Annotated in this window: 26 protein-coding genes and 1 pseudogene; 6 read left to right on the top strand and 21 right to left on the bottom strand. The window is 57.5% G+C overall.

Annotated elements, in window-relative coordinates:
* The first annotated feature begins 149 nt into the window (after positions 1-149).
* Together ABWQ00_RS06190 and rbp are read left to right on the top strand one after the other, a co-directional pair.
* Positions 150-1,352, top strand: coding sequence for an ammonium transporter (locus ABWQ00_RS06190; protein WP_353237808.1), 1,203 nt, complete (start codon positions 150-152; stop codon positions 1,350-1,352).
* A gap of 229 nt (positions 1,353-1,581) precedes the next feature.
* Entirely contained in the window at positions 1,582-2,166 is a 585-nt protein-coding gene (gene rbp / locus ABWQ00_RS06185; protein WP_353237807.1) for an RNA-binding regulator, read from the top strand.
* A 67-nt stretch (positions 2,167-2,233) separates the two neighbouring features.
* Here rbp and lptC read toward each other — a convergent pair whose 3' ends face one another.
* The 3 genes from lptC to ABWQ00_RS06170 are packed head-to-tail and all read right to left on the bottom strand — an operon-like array spanning position 2,234 to position 4,405.
* Positions 2,234-2,842, bottom strand: a complete 609-nt coding sequence (gene lptC, locus ABWQ00_RS06180; protein ID WP_353237806.1) for an LPS export ABC transporter periplasmic protein LptC — start codon at positions 2,840-2,842, stop codon at positions 2,234-2,236.
* Positions 2,839-3,417 (bottom strand): KdsC family phosphatase, encoded by a 579-nt coding sequence (locus tag ABWQ00_RS06175; RefSeq protein WP_353237805.1) that lies wholly within the window; start codon positions 3,415-3,417, stop codon positions 2,839-2,841. The genes lptC and ABWQ00_RS06175 overlap by 4 nt, the downstream gene beginning before the upstream one ends.
* A 1-nt stretch (position 3,418) precedes the next feature.
* Complete coding sequence (locus ABWQ00_RS06170; protein ID WP_353237804.1) at positions 3,419-4,405, bottom strand: KpsF/GutQ family sugar-phosphate isomerase; 987 nt, start codon at positions 4,403-4,405, stop codon at positions 3,419-3,421.
* A gap of 117 nt (positions 4,406-4,522) precedes the next feature.
* Between ABWQ00_RS06170 and ABWQ00_RS06165 the strand changes: the two genes are divergently transcribed.
* Together ABWQ00_RS06165 and ABWQ00_RS06160 are read left to right on the top strand one after the other, a co-directional pair.
* Positions 4,523-5,077, top strand: coding sequence for an adenine phosphoribosyltransferase (locus ABWQ00_RS06165; RefSeq protein ID WP_353237803.1), 555 nt, complete (start codon positions 4,523-4,525; stop codon positions 5,075-5,077).
* A 114-nt stretch (positions 5,078-5,191) separates the two neighbouring features.
* A complete protein-coding gene (locus ABWQ00_RS06160; RefSeq protein ID WP_353237802.1) occupies positions 5,192-5,728 on the top strand; it encodes a 2,4'-dihydroxyacetophenone dioxygenase family protein in 537 nt (178 codons plus the stop codon).
* A 78-nt stretch (positions 5,729-5,806) separates the two neighbouring features.
* Here ABWQ00_RS06160 and ABWQ00_RS06155 read toward each other — a convergent pair whose 3' ends face one another.
* The 13 genes and pseudogenes from ABWQ00_RS06155 to ABWQ00_RS06095 all read right to left on the bottom strand — a co-directional run bounded on the left by ABWQ00_RS06155 (position 5,807) and on the right by ABWQ00_RS06095 (position 17,450).
* A complete protein-coding gene (locus ABWQ00_RS06155) occupies positions 5,807-6,766 on the bottom strand; it encodes a branched-chain amino acid ABC transporter permease (RefSeq protein ID WP_353237801.1) in 960 nt (319 codons plus the stop codon).
* 4 nt (positions 6,767-6,770) lie between these two features.
* On the bottom strand, positions 6,771-7,655 hold the full coding sequence (locus ABWQ00_RS06150) for a branched-chain amino acid ABC transporter permease (protein ID WP_353237800.1): 885 nt from the start codon (positions 7,653-7,655) through the stop codon (positions 6,771-6,773).
* Between the two features lie 33 nt (positions 7,656-7,688).
* Complete coding sequence (locus ABWQ00_RS06145; protein ID WP_353237799.1) at positions 7,689-8,903, bottom strand: ABC transporter substrate-binding protein; 1,215 nt, start codon at positions 8,901-8,903, stop codon at positions 7,689-7,691.
* Positions 8,904-8,933: 30 nt separating this feature from the next.
* Complete coding sequence (locus tag ABWQ00_RS06140; RefSeq protein WP_353237798.1) at positions 8,934-9,644, bottom strand: ABC transporter ATP-binding protein; 711 nt, start codon at positions 9,642-9,644, stop codon at positions 8,934-8,936.
* Positions 9,637-10,413 (bottom strand): ABC transporter ATP-binding protein, encoded by a 777-nt coding sequence (locus ABWQ00_RS06135; RefSeq protein ID WP_353237797.1) that lies wholly within the window; start codon positions 10,411-10,413, stop codon positions 9,637-9,639. The genes ABWQ00_RS06140 and ABWQ00_RS06135 overlap by 8 nt, the downstream gene beginning before the upstream one ends.
* A gap of 155 nt (positions 10,414-10,568) precedes the next feature.
* Positions 10,569-11,552, bottom strand: coding sequence for a fatty acid desaturase family protein (locus ABWQ00_RS06130; protein ID WP_353237796.1), 984 nt, complete (start codon positions 11,550-11,552; stop codon positions 10,569-10,571).
* Entirely contained in the window at positions 11,539-12,117 is a 579-nt protein-coding gene (locus ABWQ00_RS06125; protein ID WP_353237795.1) for an amino acid synthesis family protein, read from the bottom strand. The genes ABWQ00_RS06130 and ABWQ00_RS06125 overlap by 14 nt, the downstream gene beginning before the upstream one ends.
* A gap of 93 nt (positions 12,118-12,210) precedes the next feature.
* Positions 12,211-13,080: pseudogene (locus ABWQ00_RS06120) on the bottom strand (tripartite tricarboxylate transporter substrate-binding protein).
* A 155-nt stretch (positions 13,081-13,235) separates the two neighbouring features.
* Positions 13,236-14,231, bottom strand: a complete 996-nt coding sequence (locus ABWQ00_RS06115; protein WP_353237794.1) for a zinc-dependent alcohol dehydrogenase family protein — start codon at positions 14,229-14,231, stop codon at positions 13,236-13,238.
* A gap of 14 nt (positions 14,232-14,245) precedes the next feature.
* Complete coding sequence (locus tag ABWQ00_RS06110) at positions 14,246-15,112, bottom strand: fumarylacetoacetate hydrolase family protein (protein ID WP_353237793.1); 867 nt, start codon at positions 15,110-15,112, stop codon at positions 14,246-14,248.
* Between the two features lie 24 nt (positions 15,113-15,136).
* Positions 15,137-15,676 (bottom strand): VOC family protein, encoded by a 540-nt coding sequence (locus ABWQ00_RS06105; protein ID WP_353237792.1) that lies wholly within the window; start codon positions 15,674-15,676, stop codon positions 15,137-15,139.
* A gap of 30 nt (positions 15,677-15,706) precedes the next feature.
* The gene (locus ABWQ00_RS06100) at positions 15,707-16,396 is read right to left on the bottom strand and encodes a GntR family transcriptional regulator (protein WP_353237791.1); all 690 of its coding nucleotides are present in this window, start codon (positions 16,394-16,396) and stop codon (positions 15,707-15,709) included.
* A gap of 250 nt (positions 16,397-16,646) precedes the next feature.
* A complete protein-coding gene (locus ABWQ00_RS06095; RefSeq protein ID WP_353237790.1) occupies positions 16,647-17,450 on the bottom strand; it encodes a metallophosphoesterase in 804 nt (267 codons plus the stop codon).
* A gap of 132 nt (positions 17,451-17,582) precedes the next feature.
* Here ABWQ00_RS06095 and ABWQ00_RS06090 point away from each other — a divergent pair, with 132 nt between their 5' ends.
* Both ABWQ00_RS06090 and ABWQ00_RS06085 read left to right on the top strand, forming a co-directional pair.
* Positions 17,583-17,831 (top strand): hypothetical protein, encoded by a 249-nt coding sequence (locus ABWQ00_RS06090; RefSeq protein WP_353237789.1) that lies wholly within the window; start codon positions 17,583-17,585, stop codon positions 17,829-17,831.
* Between the two features lie 99 nt (positions 17,832-17,930).
* Positions 17,931-18,854, top strand: a complete 924-nt coding sequence (locus ABWQ00_RS06085) for a PALP domain-containing protein (protein WP_353237788.1) — start codon at positions 17,931-17,933, stop codon at positions 18,852-18,854.
* Positions 18,855-18,858: 4 nt separating this feature from the next.
* Here the strand turns inward: ABWQ00_RS06085 and ABWQ00_RS06080 are convergent, their stop codons facing one another.
* From ABWQ00_RS06080 to ABWQ00_RS06060, 5 genes are all read right to left on the bottom strand, one after another.
* A complete protein-coding gene (locus tag ABWQ00_RS06080) occupies positions 18,859-19,110 on the bottom strand; it encodes a helix-turn-helix domain-containing protein (RefSeq protein ID WP_502908087.1) in 252 nt (83 codons plus the stop codon).
* Between the two features lie 1,161 nt (positions 19,111-20,271).
* Positions 20,272-20,601: a hypothetical protein gene (locus ABWQ00_RS06075; protein WP_353237787.1), complete on the bottom strand. Its 330-nt coding sequence runs from the start codon at positions 20,599-20,601 to the stop codon at positions 20,272-20,274.
* A 221-nt stretch (positions 20,602-20,822) separates the two neighbouring features.
* Complete coding sequence (locus ABWQ00_RS06070; protein WP_353237786.1) at positions 20,823-23,246, bottom strand: DUF3987 domain-containing protein; 2,424 nt, start codon at positions 23,244-23,246, stop codon at positions 20,823-20,825.
* Positions 23,239-23,559, bottom strand: a complete 321-nt coding sequence (locus ABWQ00_RS06065) for a hypothetical protein (RefSeq protein ID WP_353237785.1) — start codon at positions 23,557-23,559, stop codon at positions 23,239-23,241. The genes ABWQ00_RS06070 and ABWQ00_RS06065 overlap by 8 nt, the downstream gene beginning before the upstream one ends.
* The gene (locus ABWQ00_RS06060; RefSeq protein WP_353237784.1) at positions 23,537-23,773 is read right to left on the bottom strand and encodes a helix-turn-helix transcriptional regulator; all 237 of its coding nucleotides are present in this window, start codon (positions 23,771-23,773) and stop codon (positions 23,537-23,539) included. Before ABWQ00_RS06060 ends, ABWQ00_RS06065 begins: the two co-directional genes overlap by 23 nt.
* Positions 23,774-23,818 lie beyond the last annotated feature (45 nt).

Below are 23,818 nucleotides of genomic sequence, written 5' to 3'. Positions count from 1 at the left end.
CTGAGAAAAGCTTGATCTTAACTGACCTGCTTGGGCACCTTGAGGGCGCTTGGTTCGTTTTGGGTGCGCTTCTTGCTTGGATTTGGTGCGCCGAGGGCTTGAAATCCTCTGTTGCACCAATTAAGGGCAAAAATATTCAAAGGAAGACCGTGGAAGCACTGAAACAGGGCGCGGATGCGCTATTTATTTTGTTGGGCGGCATCATGGTCTTGGCCATGCACGCCGGATTTGCCTTCTTGGAGCTGGGCACTGTTCGCAAAAAAAACCAAGTCAACGCCTTGGTCAAGATCCTGGTGGACTTTTCGGTCTCGACCGTGGTTTATTTTGTGGTCGGTTACAGCGTGGCTTATGGCACCACTTTCTTTGTGGGGGCGGAGCAGCTGGCGGCCAAGAACGGCTATGACCTGGTCAAGTTCTTCTTTTTGCTGACCTTTGCGGCGGCCATTCCTGCCATCATTTCGGGCGGCATCGCCGAGCGGGCCAAGTTTTGGCCCCAGTTGATCGCTACGGCGGTCATTGTGGGCTTTGTCTACCCCTTCTTTGAGGGCATCGCCTGGAACAAGCACTTTGGCGTGCAGGCCTGGATCCAGGCGGTCACGGGCGAGGAGTTCCATGACTTTGCCGGTTCGGTGGTGGTGCATGCCATGGGTGGCTGGATCGCTTTGCCGGCCGTGGTGTTGTTGGGCGCCCGTTACAACCGCTACCGCAAAGATGGCGTGGTGTCGGCGCACCCGCCGTCCAGCATTCCGTTCTTGGCTTTGGGCTCGTGGATTTTGATCGTCGGCTGGTTCGGTTTCAATGTGATGAGTGCTCAGACGCTGGACAAAATGTCAGGCTTGGTGGCGGTCAATTCCTTGATGGCCATGGTGGGCGGGACTTTGGCGGCCTTGGTCTTGGGCAAGAACGACCCGGGCTTTGTGCACAACGGACCTTTGGCCGGTCTGGTGGCGGTGTGTGCCGGCTCTGACTTGATGCACCCGTTTGGTGCATTGGCGGTGGGGGCTGTGGCCGGAGGCCTGTTTGTGGTCATGTTCACCTTGACCCAAAACAAATGGAAAATTGACGACGTGCTGGGTGTGTGGCCACTGCATGGCATTTGCGGCACTTGGGGTGGCATTGCGGCGGGCATTTTTGGTGCGACCAGCTTGGGTGGCTTGGGCGGGGTCAATCTGACGGCCCAGCTGATCGGCACCTTTTTGGGTGTGGCATGGGCTTTGTTGGGTGGGTTGTTGATTTATGGTGTCTTGAAAATCACCATGGGCCTGAAACTCAGCCCAGAGGAGGAATATGACGGTGCCGATTTGAGCATTCACAAAATCAGCGCCAGTCCTGACCGCGAGGTGAGTTGGTAAAACAACAAAAACCAGTGAAAGCCCCGTTTTTAATAGGTATTGGGGGGTTTCCCCCTTGCCTTTTGCTTTGTTTTCACACTCATAATCCGATGACTTTGGGGCATCTTGCCGCAAGGTCTTGTTTGCGGTGACCCCATCAGTTTCGCTTTCCTTACGATGTTTTCAGGTATGTCGAATGCGTTGTCGAAGCTCCATCGCTTTTATCTTTGTGTTTTGAGGAGTCCCTTTCATGGGCAACAAACTTTACGTCGGCAACCTGCCTTATTCGGTTCGTGACAGCGATCTGGAACAAGCCTTCGGTGAATTCGGTGCGGTGACCAGCGCCAAAGTCATGATGGAGCGTGATACCGGCCGATCCAAAGGCTTCGGCTTTGTGGAAATGGGCAGCGACGATGAGGCGCAAGCCGCCATCAACGGCATGAATGGTCAGCCATTGGGTGGCCGCAATGTGGTGGTCAACGAAGCTCGCCCCATGGAAGCACGTCCTCCCCGCACAGGTGGTGGTGGCTTTGGTGGCGGTGGCGGCTACGGCGGCGGTCGTCGTGAAGGTGGTGGCGGTTACGGCGGCCCCCGCGAAGGCGGTGGTGGCTATGGCGGCGCGCGCGAAGGTGGCGGAGGCTACGGCGGTGGCCGTGAAGGTGGCGGCGGCTATGGTGGCGGTGGTCGCCGTGAAGGCGGCGGTTATGGCGGTGGTGGCGAAGGCGGCGGCGGTGGTTTCCGCAGCCCCTATGGCGCAGGCCCTCGGGCTGGCGGTGGTCGCCGTGAAGGCGGCGGTGGTCGTGAAGGTGGCGGCGGCTACGGTGGCGGTTACTGACCTTGGCCTTGGCTGATGCTCAGCCAAGCACCCACAAAAAGCCCTGCTTCGCAGGGCTTTTTTATGTTCAGGGTTTTGAGGAAGGGGCCAAAACCGACTTCACCCGGCCCTGCAGTTCGTACAAGCCATGGCGGGTGTCAAAGTCCATGGTCTGGGCCGTGAACACATCACCGCCACGGACGATTTCAACCGGAACGGAAGAGACCAAGCGCTCTTGGTCCATGAGGGCAGTTAAAGCCTCGGCTTTGAGGGTCATGCGCGGTCCTTGCCGATCAGCGGCTCGGACCGCCAGCACATCACCAGACAGATCCACTTGTTGCTCGATTTCTTTGAACACACCCTGACGCGCTTGTGCTTGCAGGCGTGTGCTCATGTCGTTTTCGGCAAAAATCCGGATGTTCTGGATATGCAATTCTTGTTTGGCAGGAAAGTGCGTCGCGCTTTGCCCGCTGATTTCACGGGTCAAGCGACCCGATGTGTCAAAGGATTTGACGGTGAATTTCTCAAGCCGGTAATCAGGATCCACACGCTGCAGTTTGTCAGTGCTTGGCGGCAGCAATTCGGGCATGCTGCGCACCAACCACCAACTGCCCAGTGCCAACAAGCCGAACAAGATCAATGGCAAGTAAATGGTGAGTCGGTCCAGCGTGCGGCGAAGACGCATCCAGGCACTCATGCAGAGGCACCCTTGTGGTCATTCAGTCCGACTTGGGCCAACAAGCGTGCATAGTGCCCACCTGCGACCAGCAGCAAATCACAAAATGCCCGCGCCGCACCTTCACCACCGCGCTCGACCGTGATGTGGTGGGCCAGTGCTTTGGCTTGGGCATGGCCATTGGCTGGGGCACAGGCAAAGGCCGCCCGTTGCATCACCGGCAGGTCTGGCCAATCGTCGCCGATGGCTGCCGCTTGCGACCAGTTCAGTCCCAGTTGATCCAAAAAGGCTTCGGCGGCTGGTCGCTTGTCCTCGGTGCCAAAGCGGGCGTGGGTGATGCCCAAAGCTTGAAGGCGCAAGCGCAAAGGGGCAGAGTCACGCCCTGTGATGACGACCGGCGTGATGCCCGCCTTTTGCAGCAGCTTCAGGCCCTGACCATCGAGCGTGTTGAAGCGCTTGAGGGTTTCGCCAGATTCTGAAAAATACAGCCCGCCATCGGTCAACACCCCGTCGATGTCAAAAAACGCGGCACGAATTCCCTGCGCTTGCAGCAGCAACTCGGGCGGGTAATGAAGAGCCGGTGTCAGTGCTTGCATGTCAGATCACCTTGGCCCGCATGAGGTCGTTGGAGTTGATGGCGCCGCACAACACACCTTCGGCATCGACCACCAAAATGCTGGTGATGCGGTGCAGCTCCATCATTTCGGCCGCCTCGACGGCCAGGGCGTCGTGCCGGATGGTGCGCGGCTTGGGGTGCATCACCTCGTGCGCCTTCAGGCTGCGCAGGTCCACGCCTTTTTCAATCAGCCGGCGCAAGTCGCCGTCGGTGAACACGCCCAACACTTGACCACCGGTGCCGGTGACCGCGGTAGCGCCCAAACCTTTGTTGCTCATCTCGCGCATCAGGGCGGTGAATTCAGCATCGGGGGCCACCTGTGGCACATCCTTGCCTTTGCGCATGACATCGCCCACATGGGTGAGCAGTTTGCGCCCCAAAGAGCCGCCGGGGTGAGAGCGCGCAAAGTCTTCCGGCTTGAAGCCTCGCGCATCCAACAAGGCCACTGCCAAAGCGTCGCCCATGGCCAGCTGGGCCGTGGTGCTGGCCGTAGGGGCCAGGTTCAATGGGCAGGCCTCTTTGCTCACCGAGCAGTCAATCACCACATCGGCGTGGCGGGCCAAAGAAGACTGCATGCCACCGGTCATGGCAATCAAGGGCACACCCTGCCGCTTGAGCACCGGCAAGATGGCCACCAGTTCGTCGCTTTCACCGCTGTTGGAGATGGCCAAGACCACGTCCACGGTTTTGATCATGCCCAAGTCGCCATGGCTGGCTTCACCGGGGTGCACAAACATGGCCGGTGTCCCGGTGGAGGCCAGCGTGGCGGCGATCTTGCGACCAATGTGGCCGCTTTTGCCCATGCCGGTGACCACCACACGGCCCTGCACCGCCAGCACCATGTTGACCGCTTTGACGAAGCGCTCGTCCAGACGGTCCTTGAGTTGAAGCAGCGCAGCCGCTTCAATGTCGAGGGTCTCGCGGGCGAGTTGCAGGGTGGTGTTGGCGTGGGCAAGCATGCGGGTCATTTTATCGGCTTGAGTGCCTGGTGCCTTGTTAACATCAGGCCCACCGGTCAAGTCGATTGGCAGGCCCGGCAAGTTTCAGGCCGGTTTTTTCAAAGACACCCACTGCGGGCCTAAGACATGGACGATCTGAACCTCAACGATTACCTCAAGAGCCGTATCCGCACCGTGCCGGATTGGCCCGCACCGGGCGTGCAGTTCCGAGACATCACGCCCTTGCTCCAAGACCCCCGGGTGTTCCGGGTTCTGATCGACGCGTTTGTGCACCGCTACATGGCGCCCGATTTGCGCCCCGATGTGGTGGCTGGCTTGGATGCGCGCGGTTTTATCTTGGGCTCGGTGGTGGCTTATGAGTTGGGTTTGGGTTTTGTGCCCATCCGCAAAAAAGGCAAGTTGCCCTTCACCACCGTAGAACAGACTTATGAGCTGGAGTACGGCAGCGCCACCGTCGAACTGCACACCGACGCCGTCAAGCCTGGCCAACGGGTCTTGCTCATCGATGACCTGATCGCCACGGGCGGCACCATGATGGCAGGCAAAAAGTTGCTCGAAAAACTGGGGGCCTCAGTGATCGAAGGCGCGGCCATTGTGGACCTGCCTGAATTGGGTGGGTCGGAGCGCATCAAGGCCACCGGTCTGAAGCTGTTCACCTTGGTGTCTTTTGCCGGGCATTGAAGGCGGCGGCTCTGCTTTTCTTGCGCAGATGAACCTCTGGGCTGTCACACATGGCGCAGGCCAGCGAGGCGCGTCGTTTTAAGCTGTGTGTTTTCACCCGTTCACAGCCTACCCATGAGCACCAAGCACACGCCACCAGCGGCCGCTGACGACCGCGTTCCCTATGCCAAACCCCAGCCATGGGGCATGTCGCCTGACATGGTGGTGCACGATGTGCAAACCGAAGATGAGCGCTTGTGGGCCCCCATCGCCCCGGGCATTTGGTCGCGCCCTTTGCACCTGAATGTGAGCGGTGGTTTTTATGTCCACCTGCTCAAGGTCAAGCGCTCGGGCTTGCTCCAGCGTCACCGCCATTCAGGCATGGTGCATGCGCATGTGTTGCGCGGCAAATGGCTTTACCTGGAGCACGACTGGGTGGCCGAAGAAGGCAGCTATGTGTACGAGCCGCCAGGCGAAACGCACACCTTGGTGGTGCCCGATGATTGCCAGGATATGGTGACGATGTTCACTGTGCACGGGGCCCTGATGTACGTGGACACACAAGGCAATGCCACCGGATATGACGATGTGTTCACCCGCATCGAGAAGTACCGCGCCCACTTCGAGGCTGTGGGTCTGGGTGCGGACCACGTGAAGAATTTCATGCGCTGAGTCGGTCACACCCTAGGGCCATGGCCCACAAAAAAACCGCCCTGAGAGGCGGTTTTTTTGTGGATGTTCAACACCTTGTCACAGGGGCTTCTTGATCCAGTTGGCAATCTCGCCAATGATGCCGCGCCGGAAGGCCAACACACACACCACAAAGATCACACCCTGAATGATGGTGACCCAAGCGCCCAGCTGGGCCAGGTAGTTCTGCATGCTGACGATCACAGCGGCGCCGACCACGGGGCCAAACAAAGTGCCCATGCCGCCCACCAGGGTCATCAGCACGACTTCGCCCGACATTGACCAGTGCACGTCGGTGAGAGATGCCAACTGGAACACCAGCGATTTGGTGGCGCCCGCTGTACCTGCGATGGCACCCGAGATAACGAAAGCCAGCAGTTTGAATTTGTCGGTGTCATAGCCCAAAGACGTTGCACGGTCTTGGTGTTCGCGGATGGCCTTCAGAATTTGCCCGAATGGTGAGTGGATGACGCGCCAGATGAACAAGAAACCGAGGATGAAAATCGAAAACACAAACATGTACATGTTCATGTTGTCGGCCATATCGAACAAGCCAAACAGGTGACCGCGCGGCACGCTTTGGATACCGTCTTCACCACCCGTGAAAGGGGCTTGCAATGCGAAGAAGAAGATCATCTGGGCCAAAGCCAGTGTGATCATCGCAAAGTAAATGCCTTGGCGGCGAATCGCCAAAGAGCCCACCACATAGGCCAAAACGGCAGAGCACAAGGTGCCCAAAAGAATGGCCAGCTCGGGGGTCAAGCCCCAGACCTTGGCCGCATGCGCGGAGGCATAACCGGCACTGCCCAAGAACATGGCGTGGCCAAAAGACAGCAGGCCACCAAAGCCCAGAAGCAAATTGAACGCGCAAGCAAACAGCGCAAAGCACATCACCTTCATCAAGAAGATGGGATAGACCCAGATCGGGGCAATGGCAAAGGCCAGCACCATGATGGCGAACGCCACCCAGTGTGAGCGGGAGGATCCAGAGGTCACAGAGGTCATAGCAGAGTTCGACATGGCATTACTTCTGGGTGCCGAACAGGCCGGCGGGCTTGAGGAGCAGAACGATGGTCATGATCACGAAGATCACGGTGGCCGAAGCCTCGGGGTAGAAGACCTTGGTCAGGCCTTCGACAAGGCCCAAGCCAAATCCAGTGACGATGGCACCCATGATCGAGCCCATGCCGCCAATCACCACCACGGCGAACACCACAATGATGAGGTCGGCGCCCATGGTCGGATTGACTTGGTAAATCGGTGCGGCCATGACGCCGGCCAAAGCGGCCAAGCCCACGCCGAAGCCATAGGTCAGGGTGATCATGCGTGGCACGTTGATGCCAAAGGATTGCACCAGGCTGGGGTTTTCGGTGGCGGCGCGCAAGTAGGCGCCCAGCTTGGTGCGTTCAATCACGTACCAAGTGGCCAGACACACCACCAAAGAGGCGACGATGACCCAAGCCCGGTATTTGGGCAAGAACATGAAACCGGTATCGATCGCGCCCCTGAAGACTTCGGGCACGGGGTAAGGCATACCCGAGGAGCCAAATTCGTGTCGGAACAAGCCCTGAATGATCAGTGCCAATCCGAATGTGAGCAGCAGACCATAAAGGTGGTCCAGCTTGTAGAGTTGCTTGAGCATGGTGCGCTCAATGATCATCCCTGTTGCCCCCACCACAAGCGGTGTGACCACCAGAGCGACCCAGTAATTCATCCCCAGTTTTTGCATGCCCAGGTAGGCCACAAAGGCGCCCAGCATGTACTGGGCGCCGTGGGTGAAGTTGATGATGTTGAGCAGGCCGAAGATCACCGCCAGGCCCAGCGAGAGCAGCGCATAAAACGAACCGTTGATCAGTCCGATCAGCAATTGCCCAAAGAGGGCTTGGGAGGGAATGCCAAAAATTTCCATGGCGGTGACTTTGGTTAGCTCAAAACAGTGGGATTACTTCTTGACGAGCGGGCACTCGCTCTCGGACAAGGGGCGGAATGCCTCGTTGGCCGGGATGGTGGCTGCCAATTTGTAGTAGTCGTAAGGGCCCTTGGACTCCGAAGGCTTCTTGACTTCAAACAAGTAAGCGGGGTGAATCTTGCGGCCATCGGCACGGACAATGCCCTTGCCAAACAAGACGTCGTCAGTGGGCAGCTCTTTCATCTTGGCCGCCACTTTGGTGCCGTCATCGGTCTTGGCGGCTTCAACGGCCTTCAAGTAGTGGATCACGCTGGAATAAACACCCGCTTGCACCATGGAAGGCATCTTGCCGCTGTTGGCGCTTGCAAAGCGGCGTGACCATGCGCGAGTCTGGTCGTTCAGATCCCAGTAGAAGGTCTCGGTCAGCATCAGGCCTTGGGCCACGTTCAGACCCAAGGAGTGCACGTCAGGCAAGAACACCAACAGACCGGCCAAGTTTTGGCCGCCACGAACGATGCCGAATTCGGCAGCTTGCTTGATCGAGTTGGTGGTGTCGCCACCTGCGTTGGCCAAGCCAATGATCTTGGCTTTGGAAGCTTGGGCTTGCAGCAAGAACGAGGAGAAGTCTTGAGTTGGGAAAGGTGTGCGCACTTTGCCGACCACACGTCCGCCGTTCTTGGTCACCACGGCTTCGGTATCGCGCTCCAAGGCGTGGCCGAAAGCATAGTCAGCGGTCAAGAAGAACCAGGTGTTGCCGCCGTTTTTGACAATCGCTTTGCCGGTGCCGTTGGCCAGCATGTAGGTGTCGTAAGCCCAGTGGATGGTGTTGGCATTGCAAGCCTTGCCCGTCAGGTCGGACGTGGCCGATCCGGCGTTGACGTGCAATTTGCCTTTTTCGCGGGCGATCGCGGCCACAGCCAAGCCCACAGAAGACGTGGGCACGTCGGCGATCATGTCGACCTTGTCGGTGTCAAACCACTGGCGGGCAATGTTGGAGCCCACATCGGGCTTGTTTTGGTGGTCGGCACCGATCACTTCAATTTTGAGTTTGGAGCCGGTGGCTTTGACGTAGTCTTCGACCGCCATGCGGGCCGCCAGCAAAGAGCCTGGGCCAGTGATGTCGGAGTACAGGCCGGACATGTCGTTCAAGACGCCGATCTTGACCGTGCCGTCAGAGATCTGGGCTTGGGCGGCACCGCCGAAGGCGCAGGCCGCGGCTGCGGCGATGGTGAGAAGTTTGCGTTTCATGGTGTTGTCTCCTGGTTTAAAAAGAAAAAATCAGACGCCGAGGTACTCGCTGAGCATGCCCATCTTGTTGGGCAACTCGGCGGAGGTGAAGCCTTCGACGATTTGCCCATGTTCCATCACATAAAAACGGTCGGCCAGAGGCGCCGCAAAACGGAAGTTTTGCTCCACCATGATGATGGTGTAGCCCTTGGCCTTGAGAGAACGGATCATGCGGGCCAAGGCCTGCACGATGACCGGGGCCAAGCCCTCTGAGATTTCGTCCAGCAGCAAAAAGCGGGCGCCGGTGCGCAAGATGCGGCCCACTGCGAGCATCTGCTGTTCGCCGCCCGACAGACGTGTGCCGGGGCTGTTTTTGCGCTCCGCCAAGTTGGGGAACATCTCGTAAATCTCATCCAGACCCATGCCACCACTGGCGATCACAGGGGGCAGCATCAGGTTTTCTTCGCAGGTCAGGGAGGCAAAAATGCCACGCTCTTCAGGGCAGTAACCAATGCCCAGTTTGGCAATTTGGTGCGGCGCCATGTTGACCGACTCGGTCCCGTTGATCGTGATCTGGCCGGTGCGTCTTCCCACCAATCCCAGAATCGACTTGATGGTGGTGGTGCGGCCTGCGCCGTTTCGCCCCAGCAGGGTCACCACTTCGCCTTCGTTGACGCTCAGGTTCACCCCATGCAGGATGTGCGACTCGCCATACCAGGCGTGCAGGTCGCTGATGCGCAGGAATTCTTTGGGCTCAGCCATGGGCCCCCTCCAACTGGTTTTCGGCCGTGCCCATGTAGGCCTCGAGCACTTGAGGATTTTGAGAAACCACCGCGTAAGGCCCTTCGGCAATCACTTGGCCGCGCTGCAAAACACTGATGGTGTCCGCGATCTTGGCGACCACGTTCATGTTGTGCTCGACCATCAAAATGGTGCGGTTGGCGCTCACTTTTTTGATCAGCTGCGTGACACGGTCCACGTCTTCGTGGCCCATGCCCTGCGTGGGCTCGTCCAACAGCATGAGCTCGGGCTCCATGGCCAAGGTGGTGGCAATTTCGAGGGCGCGCTTGCGGCCATAAGGCAGTTCGACCGCCATCAAGTGCGACATGTCTTGCAGGTCGACTTCGGCCAGCAGTTGCATGGCGCGGTCGTTCAAGCTGTCCAAGACGCGTTCGGAACGCCAAAACTGCATGGACATGCCAGCTCCGCGTTGCAAGGCGATGCGCACGTTTTCAATCACCGAGAGATTGGGGAAGGTGGCAGAGATTTGGAATGAGCGCACGATGCCGCGACGGGCAATCTGTGCAGAACGTTCGCCGGTGATGTCGCGGCCATTGAACAAGATCTGCCCACGGGTAGGAATCAAGAACTTGGTCAGCAAATTGAAGACCGTGGTCTTGCCGGCACCGTTGGGTCCGATCAGTGCGTGGATCTCTCCGCGACGAACCTTGAGGTTCACGTCGTTGACAGCCACAAACCCTTTGAACTCTTTGATGAGCTCGCGGGTTTCGAGAATGATTTCATCAGCCATTGCGTCTTGCACCAGGACGAAAGAAGAAAAATGTCTTGGCGCATTCTGGAACCCGTTGATCAACGGCGTTACATGGTTATCCCCAATGCATGTCCCTTAAGCGACTTGACTTGCGAGAGGCTGACAAGCGGACGCCATGCCCTGCGCCCACCGATTCAGATCAGTGAAGCGCCCTTGCGCTGTGCCTGTGCGCCGCTGGTATCGCCATGGTCATTTGTTTTGCTGGTGGCCAAGCGCAGCACCTGCAGATAGCCGGTGGCCAGCTCCATGCGCGGCCCCAAGCCTTGCGCCATCAGCATGCGGTGGGCCGCAGGCAACTTCCAGCACGGGGTGAAAACAAACAGGTGATGCTCGAGGTGGTAGTTAACCCAATAAGGCGCCAGCACCATGCGCATGCCCCAGTGGGCCAAAGTGGTGCGCGTGTTGCGCAAGCGGTCATGGTTGTCGCCCACCACCGCATGTTCGGCGATGTTGCGCACCCGGCTGATCACTTGGTACCAGGTCAGCAAGGGCAGCAGCCACAAGGCAAAGTACGCCCACCACACACTGGCTGCGGCGGTGACCGCGAAGATGATCAGGTTGCTGAGAAAGAAGTATTTTTCTGCGGCCATCAATTTTTTCAGGCGCTGCCAAGGGCTCGGATCCTGGCCCATTTCCATGCGAAAAAATGCCATGCGCCGCTGGTAACCGGTGATGCCCAAAATGTCGCGCCGCATCTTGCGCCAAAAGCTTTGACGGGTGATGGGAAAGGGGGCCGACAACATCAAGTCGGGGTCTTCGGCTTGCTGGGTGTGGCGGTGGTGGCTCAGGTGATAGGGCCGGTAAAGCGTGAGGCTGGCCCCCACCGGCCAGCCGCACAAAAACGCCCCCAGCGTGTCATTGAGCCGGGTGTTCTTGAACAAGGCGCGGTGCGCCGCATCGTGCATCAAAATCGCCAAGCCCAGCTGCCTGCCGCCGATGATGACTACGGCGACGATGAAGCTCAAGGGGTTGGGCCAAGCCACAAAAAACGCCATGGCCAGCGCAATCATGCCCCAGGCATGCAGCACCAAATAAGCGCCCATCCAGTCCGAGCGTTCGCGCAAATAAGCGTCTTGCTCGGGGGTCAGGATGGGTTGATGCGCATCAGCGTTGCCCATCGTGTACAGAAACCTGGTCTTTGGTCAGTCCACCCAGTCTGGAATGGACACGACCGCCCGTGCCCATGACCAGCGCAAACAAAATCTCGTTGGGGCGCGGTGCATCCTGAATACCCACTTCCATGCTGTTGAAGTGGCTGCGCACATAGCAAGCGTGGATGTAATGCACGGGCACCATCAGGCGATACCCCGCGCTGGCCACCGCCTTGCTGGCCGGTACGATGGCTTTGGGCTCCCCTAACAAGGAGCGCATGGCCCACCCCCCGGCTTCGTGCCAGACAGCGCCGTGTTCCATTTCACCATTGACGCCCACGATGGCGGCTTTGCTGTAAACCTCGATGTTGTCTTTGCCCAGGGTGTCGATCAACTCTTGTGCCAACAAGGTGCCCAGCGACCTGAGTTCGGCCATGAAAGGCATGAGGTCAGGCGCATAGGTGCCTGCGTAGGGGTTTTGAATGACCGCGCATGCGGCGGCCAGCTTCAAAGGCCGATCGGTGACAGGGCCGCCTTCGTGGTAGGTCGTTTCAATGATGAGGCTGCGTTTGCGGATCTGAATCAATGACATCTTGAGCTTTCAAAAAAGGCGGGCACGGGGCCTTGGGCTGCGCTGACAACAAGGTGCCCGTTGGGGTCAGGCACCCGATACCCGCGAAGGAACTTAGTTTTTCGGTATTTTGGCGTCGTTCACCACTTGAATCCATTTTTGGGTTTGTGCCGCCACCATGTTCCGCATCTCTTCCGAGGTGCTGCCGCGAACCTCGCCACCCATGTCCTCTAGGCGGGTTTTCACAGCGGGCACCAAAAGTGCTTTTTGCAACTCGGCGTTCAGGCGGTCAATGACGGGTTTGGGTGTGCCTGCAGGCGCCATCAAACCGGCCCATGACTGCACGTCGTAACCCGCCACGCCTTGCTCAGACACAGTCGGCACATCGGGCAGACCCTGCCAGCGCTGAGGGCCGGTGGTGGCAATGGCGCGAAGCTTGCCAGATTTGATGTTGGCCATCACCGCCGTGGGCGGGGCAATGATCATCGGGATTTCGCCGCCGAGCAGGGATGTGAGCGAGGCGGAGTCGCCCCGGAATGGCACATGCAGCAATTGGGTTTTGGACATGCTGGCGAGCAACTCACCGGCCAGATGGTGGGTGGAGCCGATGCCCGCGGTGCCGTAGCTCACCTCGGTGGGGTTGGCTCTGGCTGCGGCCAGCAAGGCCGACAGGCTGGCATATTTGCTGTTGGCCGGAACGACCACCAAAAACGGGAAGTAAGTGATGGTGCTGACCATCTCAAAGTCTTGTACCGTGCGGTAAGCCAAGTTGTTTTACAAAGCGCCAGCCACCGCATGCCCGCCCGTGGCCAAGAGCAAGGTATAGCCATCGGGCCTGGACTTGGCGACGGTGGTGGCTGCGATGGTGCCACCTGCGCCGGCCTGAGCTTCGACCACGATGTTTTGGCCCAAACCCTTGCTCATTTCCATCCCTACAGTCCGGGCGATGTTGTCGGCGTTGCCACCGGGGGCAAAGCCTTGCATGACCTTGATGGGGCGGTCCGGATAGGCTTGTGCCAGCGCGATCATTGGCAAAGCCAAGCTGGTGGCAGTCAAAGTGGCGAGAAGTTGTCGGCGAAGCATTGTTGTCTCCTTGGTTATAAAAGTATCACTGTCAATTGCACGGTTTCAGCGGCGCGTCATGGGTGCATGACCAGCTTTCCGCTCACAAGTCCCTGGTCGAGCAAAGCGTGGGTTTTTTGGACCTCGCTGAGCTTGAAAATCTGAGGGGGCGAAAAGTTGACGCGCTGCTGCGCCAACAGCACGATGGCCTCGTTCATCAGTCCGCGTCGTGTGTCTCGGTCTGCATCAAAGGCGTGCATGGAAAAACACCGGATGGCCAGGCTTTTTTCCAGCAATTGACGCATCACTTGGAAAGTGTCTTCCGTGGGCGGCCCCTGCACGATGTTGTAGGACACCAAGGTGCCAAAGGGCGCCAAGCTCTTGAGTCCATCAACCAGACTTTGCCCACCCAAATGGTCGAACACCAGATTCAGCCCTTGGCCCTCGGTGATGTGCGCAAGGCGATCTTTCGGTGTCTCGTGGTCGGTACAAATGACATGGTCAAAACCATGGGCCAGGGCAAACTGCGCTTTGTCACGGCTTCTGCTGGTGCCAATGGTGACAAAGCCCTTGAGTTTGGCCACCTGGCACAACATACCCGCCACGCCGCCTGAGGCGCCGGTGATCAACACTTGTGATGGGGCTGCGCTGGTGGGTCCTGCGATTTGCATGAGGGCCAAAGCCAGCTGCAAATTGGGCAGACTCACCGCATCGTCAAAAGAGACGGTGTCCGGCAATCGGTAAGGAGCATCTTCGGGCACCACGATGGCTTCTGCATAACAGCCGCCTCGTTGGGGCAACTCGCGGGCGCTGACCAGCACACGGTCACCCACTTGCCAATGTGTGACGCCCTCGCCCACCGCGTCCACCACACCCGCCAGCTCCGCCCCTGGAATGGCGGGCAGTGGCGGCATCCATTTGTAGGTGCCTTTGCGCAGCAGCACATCGGGGCGACCCACCCCGATGGTGCTGGCCTTGACGCGAACCTGTCCGCGACCGGCCACCGGCTCTGGAAGGTTCACCTCCAGCAGGTTTTCGGGACCGCCCGTCACATGGACTTGGATCGCTTTCATGTTCAGGCTTGTGCTCAGGCTTGAGCGGCGATGGGGTTGACCAAAGTGCCGATGCCTTCGATCTCCACCTCGCACACATCGCCCGGCTTCATGAACCAGGCGGGCTTGCGGCTCCAGCCCACGCCTGCGGGTGTGCCGGTAGCGATCACATCGCCGGGCACCAAGGTGAAGATGGTGGAGGCGTAGCTGATCAGCTTGGCAATCGGAAAGATCATGTGCCCGGTGTGGCTGGACTGCACCACTTCGCCATTCAAGCGCGTGATCAGCTTCAGTTCTTGGTTGGGGGTGATCTCGTCAGCCGTCACCATCCAGGGGCCAAAGCCGCCGGTGGATTCGAAGTTTTTGCCCGACGCAATTTGCTTGGCGTGGAATTGCCATTCGCGGATGCTGCCATCGTTGTAGCAAGAGTAGCCCGCCACATGGTCAAACGCATCGGCTTCTGAAATGTTACGGCCTTCTTTGCCAATGATCACAGCCAATTCGCCTTCCCAATCGAGCGAACCCGAGACCTTGGGGCAAATGATGGGTTGACCATGCGCGACCTGTGAGCGCCAAACGCGCAGAAAAATGGGAGGCTCTTCTGACAGTTCGCGGTGCATGCCTGCGGCCAGCACTTCTTTGTGGTGGTCCATGTAGTTGCGCACGGCACACACGATTTTTTCCGGCTTAGGGATGACCGGCAAGAAGGTGATGTCGGCCATGGCAATGGACGTCTTTTGTTGGGCCGCGTCATGCTGCGCCTGCAAGTAAGCGCCCGAGGCAATGTAGTCGGTGAGCGTGGCAAATTGCGGCATCGCTTGGCCCAGGTCCACCACGGTGTCTGGGCCTGTCACGGCGCCCCATGTTTCGCGGCCTTGGTGTAAGAAGGAGAGTAGTTTCATGGAAGTTCCTAGGGTGAAATGGAGTTAGATTTTTTGAACGAATTGCGCTTGCCACTGGTCAATGGGCATGAAGCTGGGGTCACTGCGGCAGATCGCTTCGGTCTCGCGCAGGATGGTGGCATCGTCCAGGCTCAGGTCGAGTGGATCCCCGTGAGGCTGCGAAATGTAGAAAGGCATGTCGATGTAGATTTCCACCGTGTTGCCTTCCGGATCTGCAAAGTAAACCGACAGCGCATTGCCATGGTTCATGGGCATGATCTTGGTTGCGCCCAAGGCAATGGCTTTGTCGCGTAAATCGCGCAGCGACTGAATGGACGGCACTGCAAAAGACAGTTGCATCACGGTGCTGAAGGTGGCCTCTGGCGGACGTCCACCCGCGATGACCAACTGATGGTGCTGATCGGGTGTCGAACTCAAAAAAACCAAGGGGGCCTTGAAGGTTTTGCCCACCCCTCGGTCATTAATAACCATGCCAAAAACCGAGGTGTAAAAGTTCACCATTTTGTCGACATCCCAAACATAGATGCCGAAATGAGAAGGGGTGGGTTTGGTAACTTTCAGCATATGGGTTGTGAGTTCAAAAGGTTGATGAAGTTAGACGCGGTTCTTTTGCATCAAGGCAAAAGCGGCCAGCACATTGGTCTGCGTGCTCGCAATGTGTTCGCTGAGCATTTGGGCGGCGGTGGCCGCATCGCGCCGCACCACGGCCTTCATCAGGGCGCGGTGCTCGGCATCTTTCTTTTTGAGCACGGTTCGGTTGCGTGCGGCAAAGTGCCGGTAGCGTTCGGCTTGGTCAAACAGGCTCATGCTCCAGGCCAATTGCCGCTCAGAAGGGCAAGCTGCAATCAGCGACATGTGAAAGTCTCGGTGGCGTTGGCTCCATTCGGCATCCAACACGACGGGCCCTTGTGGCAGGCGGGATTCGATTTTTTCGAGGCGGTGAAAGCTCGCCACAATGTTTGCTTCCCAAACGTCATCACCGCGTTGGATCGATTCGTGCAGCGCGGTCACATCGAGCAGCAGGCGCATTTTGGTGATGTCGGCCAGATCGTCTGGCGATATGGCGGCCACCCTGAAGCCGCGACGCTCGTCCGCCTTGACCAGTCCCTCTTGCACCAAACGGTTCAGGGCTTCGCGCAGCGGGCTGCTGGAAAAACCATATTGCTGCTGCAGGGCATCCACTTTGAGTTTGGTTTCTGGCACATGGCGGCCGGACAAAACGTCCAGGCGCAAAGCCTGGAAGGCTTGCTCAGAGACGGTGGTGCTGGAGGCTATTTCTTGCATGATTTGCAGATTGTGCACAAAAATTACCACGAACGCACCCACACAAACCCTAATCAAATGGGTGGCTGAGTGAACGTTGAAAGCCCAAAGAGGACGTTGTTGCCGAGCGTTACAAGCCCGGGTGGCAACCACCGCAGCGGTTTCGATGCAGAAGCTAGCAAACCGGCGTAACGTCGCTCCGTTGCTGGATTCTTGAATTTCTTTCAGCGCTCATGGGCACACATCTGGGCACACAAGTTTGGAAAACAGCTCAAAGGTCAAAAACAACAACCTCAGGCGCCACCCCCCAACGAACTGGCAGCACAGACGTGCCTACGCCCTTGGACACAAACAGGCGACAGCCTGGCATATCGTAAAAGCCCGTCACGAAACGACCACTGCCCACAGGCCTGAAAGGTGCCCACCCCCAAAAAGCAATCTGGCCACCGTGGGTGTGCCCAGACATGCATAAGTCAAACCGACTTCCTTTCATCCGCTGGCCTACTTCGGCTTTGTCGAAAAAACCTGGTGAGTGTTGAACCAATAGGGTCACATCCGCATCCTCGCGCCGCGAAAGCAGTTGCAGATCCGGGTGGCCAGCGGTGAAGTCGTCCAGACCGACCACCTCCACGACCCGGTCTTGGTGCTTGAATGCCCATTTCCCGTTGAGCAAGAACCGCCCATCTGGCCGTGAATCAAAGAGCTTGCGCAAGCCATCGAAATCCATCTCGCTCCAGTGTTCCCAGTTGCCCGGTACGGCTACGGTGCGCACTGGTCCGAGCGCTGCCAAGAATGCCGCCAGAACTGGCAGGGCATCCTTCTTATCTACCATGTCGCCGGACAGTACCAAGAGGTCAGGTCGCAGTGCCTGTAATTGCTGAATAACCTTTTGTTCATTTGCCCCAATCGATTGCAGATGGAGGTCTGAAAGTTGAACCACCCGCAGACCTGGACGATGCAGATCTGCTCGAAGATCGTATCGATTCACCTCCAGCCTTGCAGGCTCTACAAATGTAGCCATGCCCAGCAAGGTCAGTAATGCAAGAGTCGAGATGATCCAAAAACGAGTGGGCATGAGACTTTGTTCATTCGGTGAAACAGGACGCATTGACGCCCACGATGATGCGGGATACGATACCCAAATATAGAACAGTATCTGCCTCAAAATTTCGGTCAAGCATGAGCGCTGTATGACCCGAAAATTCCCATGAACTTCCATAAAAAGACGCTGCTAGGTTACTTATTGACGAACCTGGTTCTCATTGTTTTCGGGTACCTCCAGCTTTATGCAACGGACACCGCCGCGATGACAGACCAAGACTTGATCACTCATGGCTCGGCCAAAACATTCTGGCCCGTAATTTCTCTTTTCCTGACAGGAATCGTTGCAGTTGCCGTGTACGCCTTGCGTGGCTTGTGGTTGATGAGCGCTTGGCTGTATCGCCGGGTGATGTGAGCAATGGAAGTTCTGCTTCGTCCCGTACCCCACTTGGCCTATGAGCCAGTAGAGACCGACGCCATTTCCTGCACGTACGACATGGATGGCTTCACGCTCATGAACGCGGTACTGATCCAACACGGCCTGGATCGTGAGTACTTCCGAAAGTGTACGCACATGCATTCGGATGGCAAATTTAGGGTGATCTTGCATGGTGACGAAAAACCGTTGGTCATCACCACAACCAAGACCGAACGTTGGAACAGTGAGCCGAGCGCAACGCAGCGGGTCATTGATGCTGCAGATTCCGAGCGTTGCGAATCCCTCTGCATGACCCACTTTGCGTTCATCCTTGGAAATTTTCCAGAAGAGGCATTCACGCAGTGCATACAGCAGATAGTGCTGGCCACACGCTGTACAAACCTGCAGAAGGTCATAGTGGATGTAGATTCACGTCACTTTGACAGAGCAAAAGCTGTTCAAAAGCAAGGATTGCATCGACAAACCCTAGTGGACACCGTCAATCCAAAGCCACCACTCCAGCTGTACCTCATTCTGGGACTCGGTTCATCCGCAAAGGAGTTGATCCAAAGCTATAAGTCAGATTCATCCGGTCACAGTGCGAACCACAATTTTAGGTTTGAGGCCATGGGTGCTAGCGAATACTACCTAGACGGTTTTAATTTTGATCGCCAAGCTCTAAAAGCTCTTGTAGACGACGCTCAGAATGTGCTCTTTGTAGTTCACGCTGACAGTGGGAATGAGGGAGCCACGATGGTGACATTTGCGGCCGAATACGCGGTGAGCCAGAAGATTTCGGTCTATGTACTCCTGAGCAAGCCGTACAGCTGGCAGGGCAGCCGAAGGACGAAGGCGGCAAATGCGTTGGCTGAAAACCTGAGGGCCATCGGAGCGAAAGTCACCGCAGTGGATGCCGACCCACTGGAGACCATTGAATTTAACTCCGCTACGGAAGCATTCGCGGCGCTCGATGCAGCGATGGTGCAGGAATTGAACCGCTGGGCTGCGTCAGCGAAATAGATCGTTAAAGCCCCGCTGCCACCAGCAGGGTTGATGGCTTGACCTGCAGGGCTTCAGATATGCGGCACAGGTTCATCAGCGTCAGGTTGTGCTCGCCGCGCTCAATGCCGCCCATGTAGCTGCGGTCCAACGTGGCATCCGTTGCCTGTGACTCCTGCGACAAACCAGCTTGCTTCCTTGCTTCGCGTATAGCGGCTCCCAAGGACGCGAGTTCCCTGTTTCCGGCGAATTTTGGTGAAGGCTTGGCCATAACCATGATGGTCTGCCGTTGACGCCTTTGATACCACGGGATAAGATACCCAAATATTGGGAATCCCAAATGAGCACTTACACAAAATATATTTTCAGGAAAATTATGCCGACAAGAAAGATAAATAGGCTCTATCTTGTTTTGCTAATAACTTCATTCGTTTTCGGATTTTTCTACAATTCCGCCGAGCACTCCGATACATTTTATTCAAATTTAATCAGATCTCATAAAATAATCGAGGAGCTAAAATCGGGCAAGTGCGATGATTTGAACAATCAAGAATTTCATAAAAAATTAGAATCATCAGGGTTAGAATTTCATTACGAATTGACTGAAAAAAGGGTGGATTGTCGTGAATTCATCAATGCACCTTCGTTTTTGCAGGATCGGTCATTTCCACTGACGGAGATTTTAATAAATGAAGAATTCGAAAAGAAATTTAAATATTTCACACTGAAAAAAAACACCATCACGGGATTATATTTTTTTGCAATCACATTATTTTTGATAATTGCCATAAATTTCATTCGAAAAGTAATCACATGGATCATGAATGGTTCATAAAGCTCATTAGTTAAAGGATTCCAAATCTCCGCGCCAACCCAGTATGCGCACGATTGATGTGATCATTGTGTTCCTCACAAAACCGTTCAAACGTACCCCAGTGCATCCCCTTCGGTTTTTCTCCTAAACCGTTCAGTATCCCTGCTGCCCATCCCAATCTATTCCGCAAGATATCCGCTCTGCGAGCGGCACGGTCATATTCCACCTCCCGTTGGCATCGATACGCTAAGCCTTGACAGTGCCTACACGCATACATCCTGCCGCCGTATAGCACCGCCACGCGCCGCCCACAGCCCACGACAGGACATTGCCACCAAACCCGTTTTCCACCCATGTGACACGCCGTCCAGTCAAAACTCACCGGGTAACACATGTCTTCCCACTCTCTCCCGCGTTCGCGCTGTTTGTACTGAAGCCACACAAGGTCAACTTGCACGGTTAGGTTAATAGATGCAATCGTCACGCCGTTGCTTTGCCATTGCCATCGAAAGGCATTGCCGGGCTTAAGATGTCCACCACGCGCCAAGCATCGGACATCCAAGCGCCACAGCTCATCAGTAGTGGTCTTACCCCACTTACGGCCGCTACCAAAACCGCCCATCGTCAGTTCCCTTGCGCAAAAAGATTTTCCGAAATCATTTGGAAATTTTTTGCTGAAAACGCAGCAACTTTGAAGCCAGCACATCGCTGCATCAATTGCACCAGATCAAATCCAAACCTTTCCCGTGACACGGACGCCAGTAGCCAGTTGCCACATCGCCGGTGGCGAACGCCTTGCAGGTGGGCGCATTCCAGACACAGTCTCCGGTCATCGCCATCACGGTCCCGGATCACGAGAGTATCGGCCAGACGTTCGGCATCGTCATGGCTCAATCCCTTATCGGTGAACTGCGATAGTCGTGCCGTAAAGGTGCCCAGCTCGGTGGCGTTCATTACCTGGGTATACGGCCAACACCAGAGATCAGGGGCGGCCACTAGCGCTGGGGGCACAGGTTCGTTTGCAGTACATGGCATTTCTTGATGCCATGCGACGCTGACAGTTGCGACTCTTGCGACAGTTGAAGTCTTTACCCCCTCATGTGTCGCACCTGTCGCAACGGTCAACGTCGCAACCTCTCGGTTCTGTTTTTTGGCCCTAAGGGTTGCGAGTAGGCTCATGGTGCTGTTGCCTCCAGCAATGCCGGGTTGATTTCCACCAGCTTGCGCTTGCCCTCGGTGCGCTGCCTGATGTGGTGGTGGGCCTGCAACTCCCGCAGCGCAGCGTCCAAACGGTCTTTGCTGCGCACTGGCCCGAGTCGCTGAAGATCACGCGTTGCCAACGTGCCCCCTTGGGTCCGGCCAACCTCCACCGCCCAACGGATCATGCGCATGGCGTCTGCCATTTCAACCGGCACAGCAATTTCCCCAAAGAACCGCCGTGACTCTTGCAGGTGCCACGCGGCCACCATGCACCCGGCTTCCATCGCCTCCAGACCAATGGCACCGCCACCGCCATATTCAAAGATGTGGAACAGTGCCGCCAGCCGTGCCGCGTTGTCTGCCGACTTAGAAGCGACGTCCCGCACGTCCGCATAATCGCCCCCCGCGGCCAGCTGGATTTCCACTTCGTCGTGGTACACAACCCACATCGCCTTAGCCTCGGCACTCAGCGGGATCAGGCTCGGGGTCAGTGCGCCGCCGTCATCCATCGGTGTCGGCACGCTCAGAATTCGCTCGATCCGCTGGTGGTACGCGGCCAGCTTGGGCCACTGGTCTGGGGCATCCTTGAACAGGCGTTTGCCCTGGGTCGATTGCGGCCACGCCACCAGAAACCGAGCCAGAAACCCAGTGCCACGTGCCAGCCCCGCCGACTTGTCAAAGAACGATCGCAAGGTGGATTCTTGCACCTGCAACCCCACGGTCAACCGGGCACCACGCGCCACCCACGATTCGGACGTCCGACGGTCGGAACTGATTTCCTGCCCGCTCCACAGATCGTTCAGCCGAGCCATGTTGCGCATGGCACTGTCGCCGGTCATGCTGTGCCCGCCCAAAACTGTGCCGCCCTCGCTGGTCGTGATCGCAGCCGACGGCCACCGCTTCGCCAGCTGGTAGCCCAATTCCTCCGGGGTGATGTCGGAATAGATCAGCCGGGGCACCCGAGGTGGTTCAGGCTTTTCGGCTTGCAGGTCAACCAGATCGCGCTTGAGTGCGTCCGTCGGTTTGCCGTTTTTGCTCAGCTCCTTGATCTTCGCCACGACGCCTTCACGCTCGGCGTTCCAGGCGTCCATTGCGGCTTCATGGCTCTCGACCTGGGGACGCATCGCTTCCTCTTGTCCGCGCTGCCACTGCCGGATCGCAGGCATAAAGAAATCGTCGCAGGTGGTCTTACGCTCCCCGGAATCGGCCAGCACCAGGGTGAACAGACCAATCGGTCCGGTAAGTTTTTCGGCACGCTTGACGTCGTGCAGGGCTTGCGCGGCCATGCTCAAAGCAGACAGTGCCGAAGTAGCCACCATTGCCATAGGTGCCTGGGCAAACCCCTGCACTTCCAGAACCGCTTCGCGCATTGCGGTGGGCAACGCATCCAGCGGGTACGGCTCGGAGGTGATGCTGTCTATCAGAGGCAACGGCTCGGGCCATTGGTCGCCCACCGGATCGACCCCATCGGGGAAGGCCGGGAATGTCTCAGCCGTCTCGGGTTGCGCCCCATCTATGCACGCTCTCACCGCGTCCAATCCGGCCAACTGGTGCAGGTCGTTAAAGTCGGTCGCCTTCACGGGTCGATCAGCCGGGAACGTGGGCACAGCCACCCACCCGCCCACCGCCCGCGCCGCTTGCGTGGCCTTGGTCATACCGGGGTTGCCTGGGGTTTTCCAATCGTCATCAGCGGCCAGGATCAACCGCAGGGCCGGGTATTTTTGGTGCAGGGCCAGGGCAACCGATTCCAGGTTGCCCGCGTTGAAGGCCACCGCTACCGCGTACCCCGTGGCCTCATGGATGCTTGCGCCCGTGGCGTACCCCTCGCACACGATCAGCACGCCCTCAGGCTTGCCAATGGCGTGATAACAGCCCTTGATGCGCCCGCCCGGTTGAAAGCGTTTGCCGCCCTCAGGGTCGATCACTTGCAGACTGTGCAAGGTGCCCGCCGTGTCCCGCATGGAGATCAGCAGGGCCTCGCCTTCAAGCTTCACGCCGTGGTCTTGCACACCCTTGGCGGTTAGGTAAGGGTGTTCGGTTGCTGGGGTTGCGGCCTGCCAGCGTTGCAGCGCAAACTGCCCCGCTTGTTGTTGACATTGGGTCTTGTCAGCCTCACGTTGCTGGCGCATGGCTTCCACCTTTTGCCGGTGGGCTTCGCGCTCAACCGGTGTCATGGCCTCCGGGGTCTTGCTGCACCAATGTTGTGTCAGCCCCTCACGCCAGCAACCGAACGCGCCAGCCGGTACGCCGTCGGTGTGCACTACGTACCAGCCGGAATCATCACCGCGCCTCTCACTGCTGGGGAAACGGTGCAGCTTGCCATCGGCGTGAATTTCATCAGGCGGGGTCAGGCCAGCGGCCAGGATAGCTGCCCGAAATTGTTCGTTGGGGTCAGTCATCACGATCACAGCCCCCCCCGATCTGCGCCAAGAACAGCGCCGCATCGTGCAGGGTGGGCAGGTGCCGCACCAGCCTCCAATGTTCGGCCCAATACGTCACCTGCCCGTCTGCTGGATCGGTTCGGTGCAGTGTGTGTCCGCGCATAGCAAAAGCGGCCCGCAGGATTTCAAACGCTTTTCCTGGTCGCGATTCGGTGAGAAAATTAAGGTCGTTGATCGCGCCTGCCGTGGGATTGCCGTCCCCGGCGGGCTTTTCTTTTGGGGTAGTGTTGATCGACAAATCCCACCCCTCAAGCCTTGCGGCTTTTTTCAACTTGGGCGGTTAACCAAGCATCAATCTCTGCCTCAATCCAACCAACGGCTTTCGCACCAACAGATACCGGTTTCGGGAAGGTCGGATCGAAATCGCCAGGTCTCTTCGGATTCTTTCGCAGACGGGCATATATGCTTGAACGTGAAAGCCCAATGCGGGCTTCTACTTGCTTGCGCCGAATGATCGTCAGCGCAGATCGGTTGTGTGTGGCCATGTTCGCTACTCCGTAGCTTGAACCGGAAAATACCGGCATGGTCAC

The organism is Limnohabitans sp., from assembly GCF_040400975.1.
GTDB lineage: Bacteria > Pseudomonadota > Gammaproteobacteria > Burkholderiales > Burkholderiaceae_C > Limnohabitans_A.
The sequence above is the reverse complement of the archived record's forward strand: the minus strand, read 5'-3'. Positions and strand labels throughout refer to the sequence as shown.

Bases quoted from the DNA above. Each gene is read 5' to 3' on its own strand.
- ABWQ00_RS06130 (WP_353237796.1), bottom strand. From the start codon at position 11,552: ATGGGCAACGCTGATGCGCATCAACCCATCCTGACCCCCGAGCAAGAC.
- ABWQ00_RS06075 (WP_353237787.1), bottom strand. From the start codon at position 20,601: ATGAACGCCACCGAGCTGGGCACCTTTACGGCACGACTATCGCAGTTC.
- ABWQ00_RS06115 (WP_353237794.1), bottom strand. From the start codon at position 14,231: ATGAAAGCGATCCAAGTCCATGTGACGGGCGGTCCCGAAAACCTGCTG.
- ABWQ00_RS06175 (WP_353237805.1), bottom strand. From the start codon at position 3,417: ATGCAAGCACTGACACCGGCTCTTCATTACCCGCCCGAGTTGCTGCTG.
- ABWQ00_RS06125 (WP_353237795.1), bottom strand. From the start codon at position 12,117: ATGTCATTGATTCAGATCCGCAAACGCAGCCTCATCATTGAAACGACC.
- ABWQ00_RS06110 (WP_353237793.1), bottom strand. From the start codon at position 15,112: ATGAAACTACTCTCCTTCTTACACCAAGGCCGCGAAACATGGGGCGCC.
- ABWQ00_RS06105 (WP_353237792.1), bottom strand. From the start codon at position 15,676: ATGCTGAAAGTTACCAAACCCACCCCTTCTCATTTCGGCATCTATGTT.
- ABWQ00_RS06140 (WP_353237798.1), bottom strand. From the start codon at position 9,644: ATGGCTGAGCCCAAAGAATTCCTGCGCATCAGCGACCTGCACGCCTGG.
- ABWQ00_RS06135 (WP_353237797.1), bottom strand. From the start codon at position 10,413: ATGGCTGATGAAATCATTCTCGAAACCCGCGAGCTCATCAAAGAGTTC.
- rbp (WP_353237807.1), top strand. From the start codon at position 1,582: ATGGGCAACAAACTTTACGTCGGCAACCTGCCTTATTCGGTTCGTGAC.
- lptC (WP_353237806.1), bottom strand. From the start codon at position 2,842: ATGAGTGCCTGGATGCGTCTTCGCCGCACGCTGGACCGACTCACCATT.
- ABWQ00_RS06150 (WP_353237800.1), bottom strand. From the start codon at position 7,655: ATGGAAATTTTTGGCATTCCCTCCCAAGCCCTCTTTGGGCAATTGCTG.
- ABWQ00_RS06160 (WP_353237802.1), top strand. From the start codon at position 5,192: ATGAGCACCAAGCACACGCCACCAGCGGCCGCTGACGACCGCGTTCCC.
- ABWQ00_RS06080 (WP_502908087.1), bottom strand. From the start codon at position 19,110: ATGGTTATGGCCAAGCCTTCACCAAAATTCGCCGGAAACAGGGAACTC.
- ABWQ00_RS06170 (WP_353237804.1), bottom strand. From the start codon at position 4,405: ATGACCCGCATGCTTGCCCACGCCAACACCACCCTGCAACTCGCCCGC.
- ABWQ00_RS06165 (WP_353237803.1), top strand. From the start codon at position 4,523: ATGGACGATCTGAACCTCAACGATTACCTCAAGAGCCGTATCCGCACC.
- ABWQ00_RS06145 (WP_353237799.1), bottom strand. From the start codon at position 8,903: ATGAAACGCAAACTTCTCACCATCGCCGCAGCCGCGGCCTGCGCCTTC.
- ABWQ00_RS06090 (WP_353237789.1), top strand. From the start codon at position 17,583: ATGAACTTCCATAAAAAGACGCTGCTAGGTTACTTATTGACGAACCTG.
- ABWQ00_RS06155 (WP_353237801.1), bottom strand. From the start codon at position 6,766: ATGTCGAACTCTGCTATGACCTCTGTGACCTCTGGATCCTCCCGCTCA.
- ABWQ00_RS06100 (WP_353237791.1), bottom strand. From the start codon at position 16,396: ATGCAAGAAATAGCCTCCAGCACCACCGTCTCTGAGCAAGCCTTCCAG.
- ABWQ00_RS06060 (WP_353237784.1), bottom strand. From the start codon at position 23,773: ATGGCCACACACAACCGATCTGCGCTGACGATCATTCGGCGCAAGCAA.
- ABWQ00_RS06095 (WP_353237790.1), bottom strand. From the start codon at position 17,450: ATGCCCACTCGTTTTTGGATCATCTCGACTCTTGCATTACTGACCTTG.
- ABWQ00_RS06085 (WP_353237788.1), top strand. From the start codon at position 17,931: ATGAACGCGGTACTGATCCAACACGGCCTGGATCGTGAGTACTTCCGA.
- ABWQ00_RS06070 (WP_353237786.1), bottom strand. From the start codon at position 23,246: ATGACTGACCCCAACGAACAATTTCGGGCAGCTATCCTGGCCGCTGGC.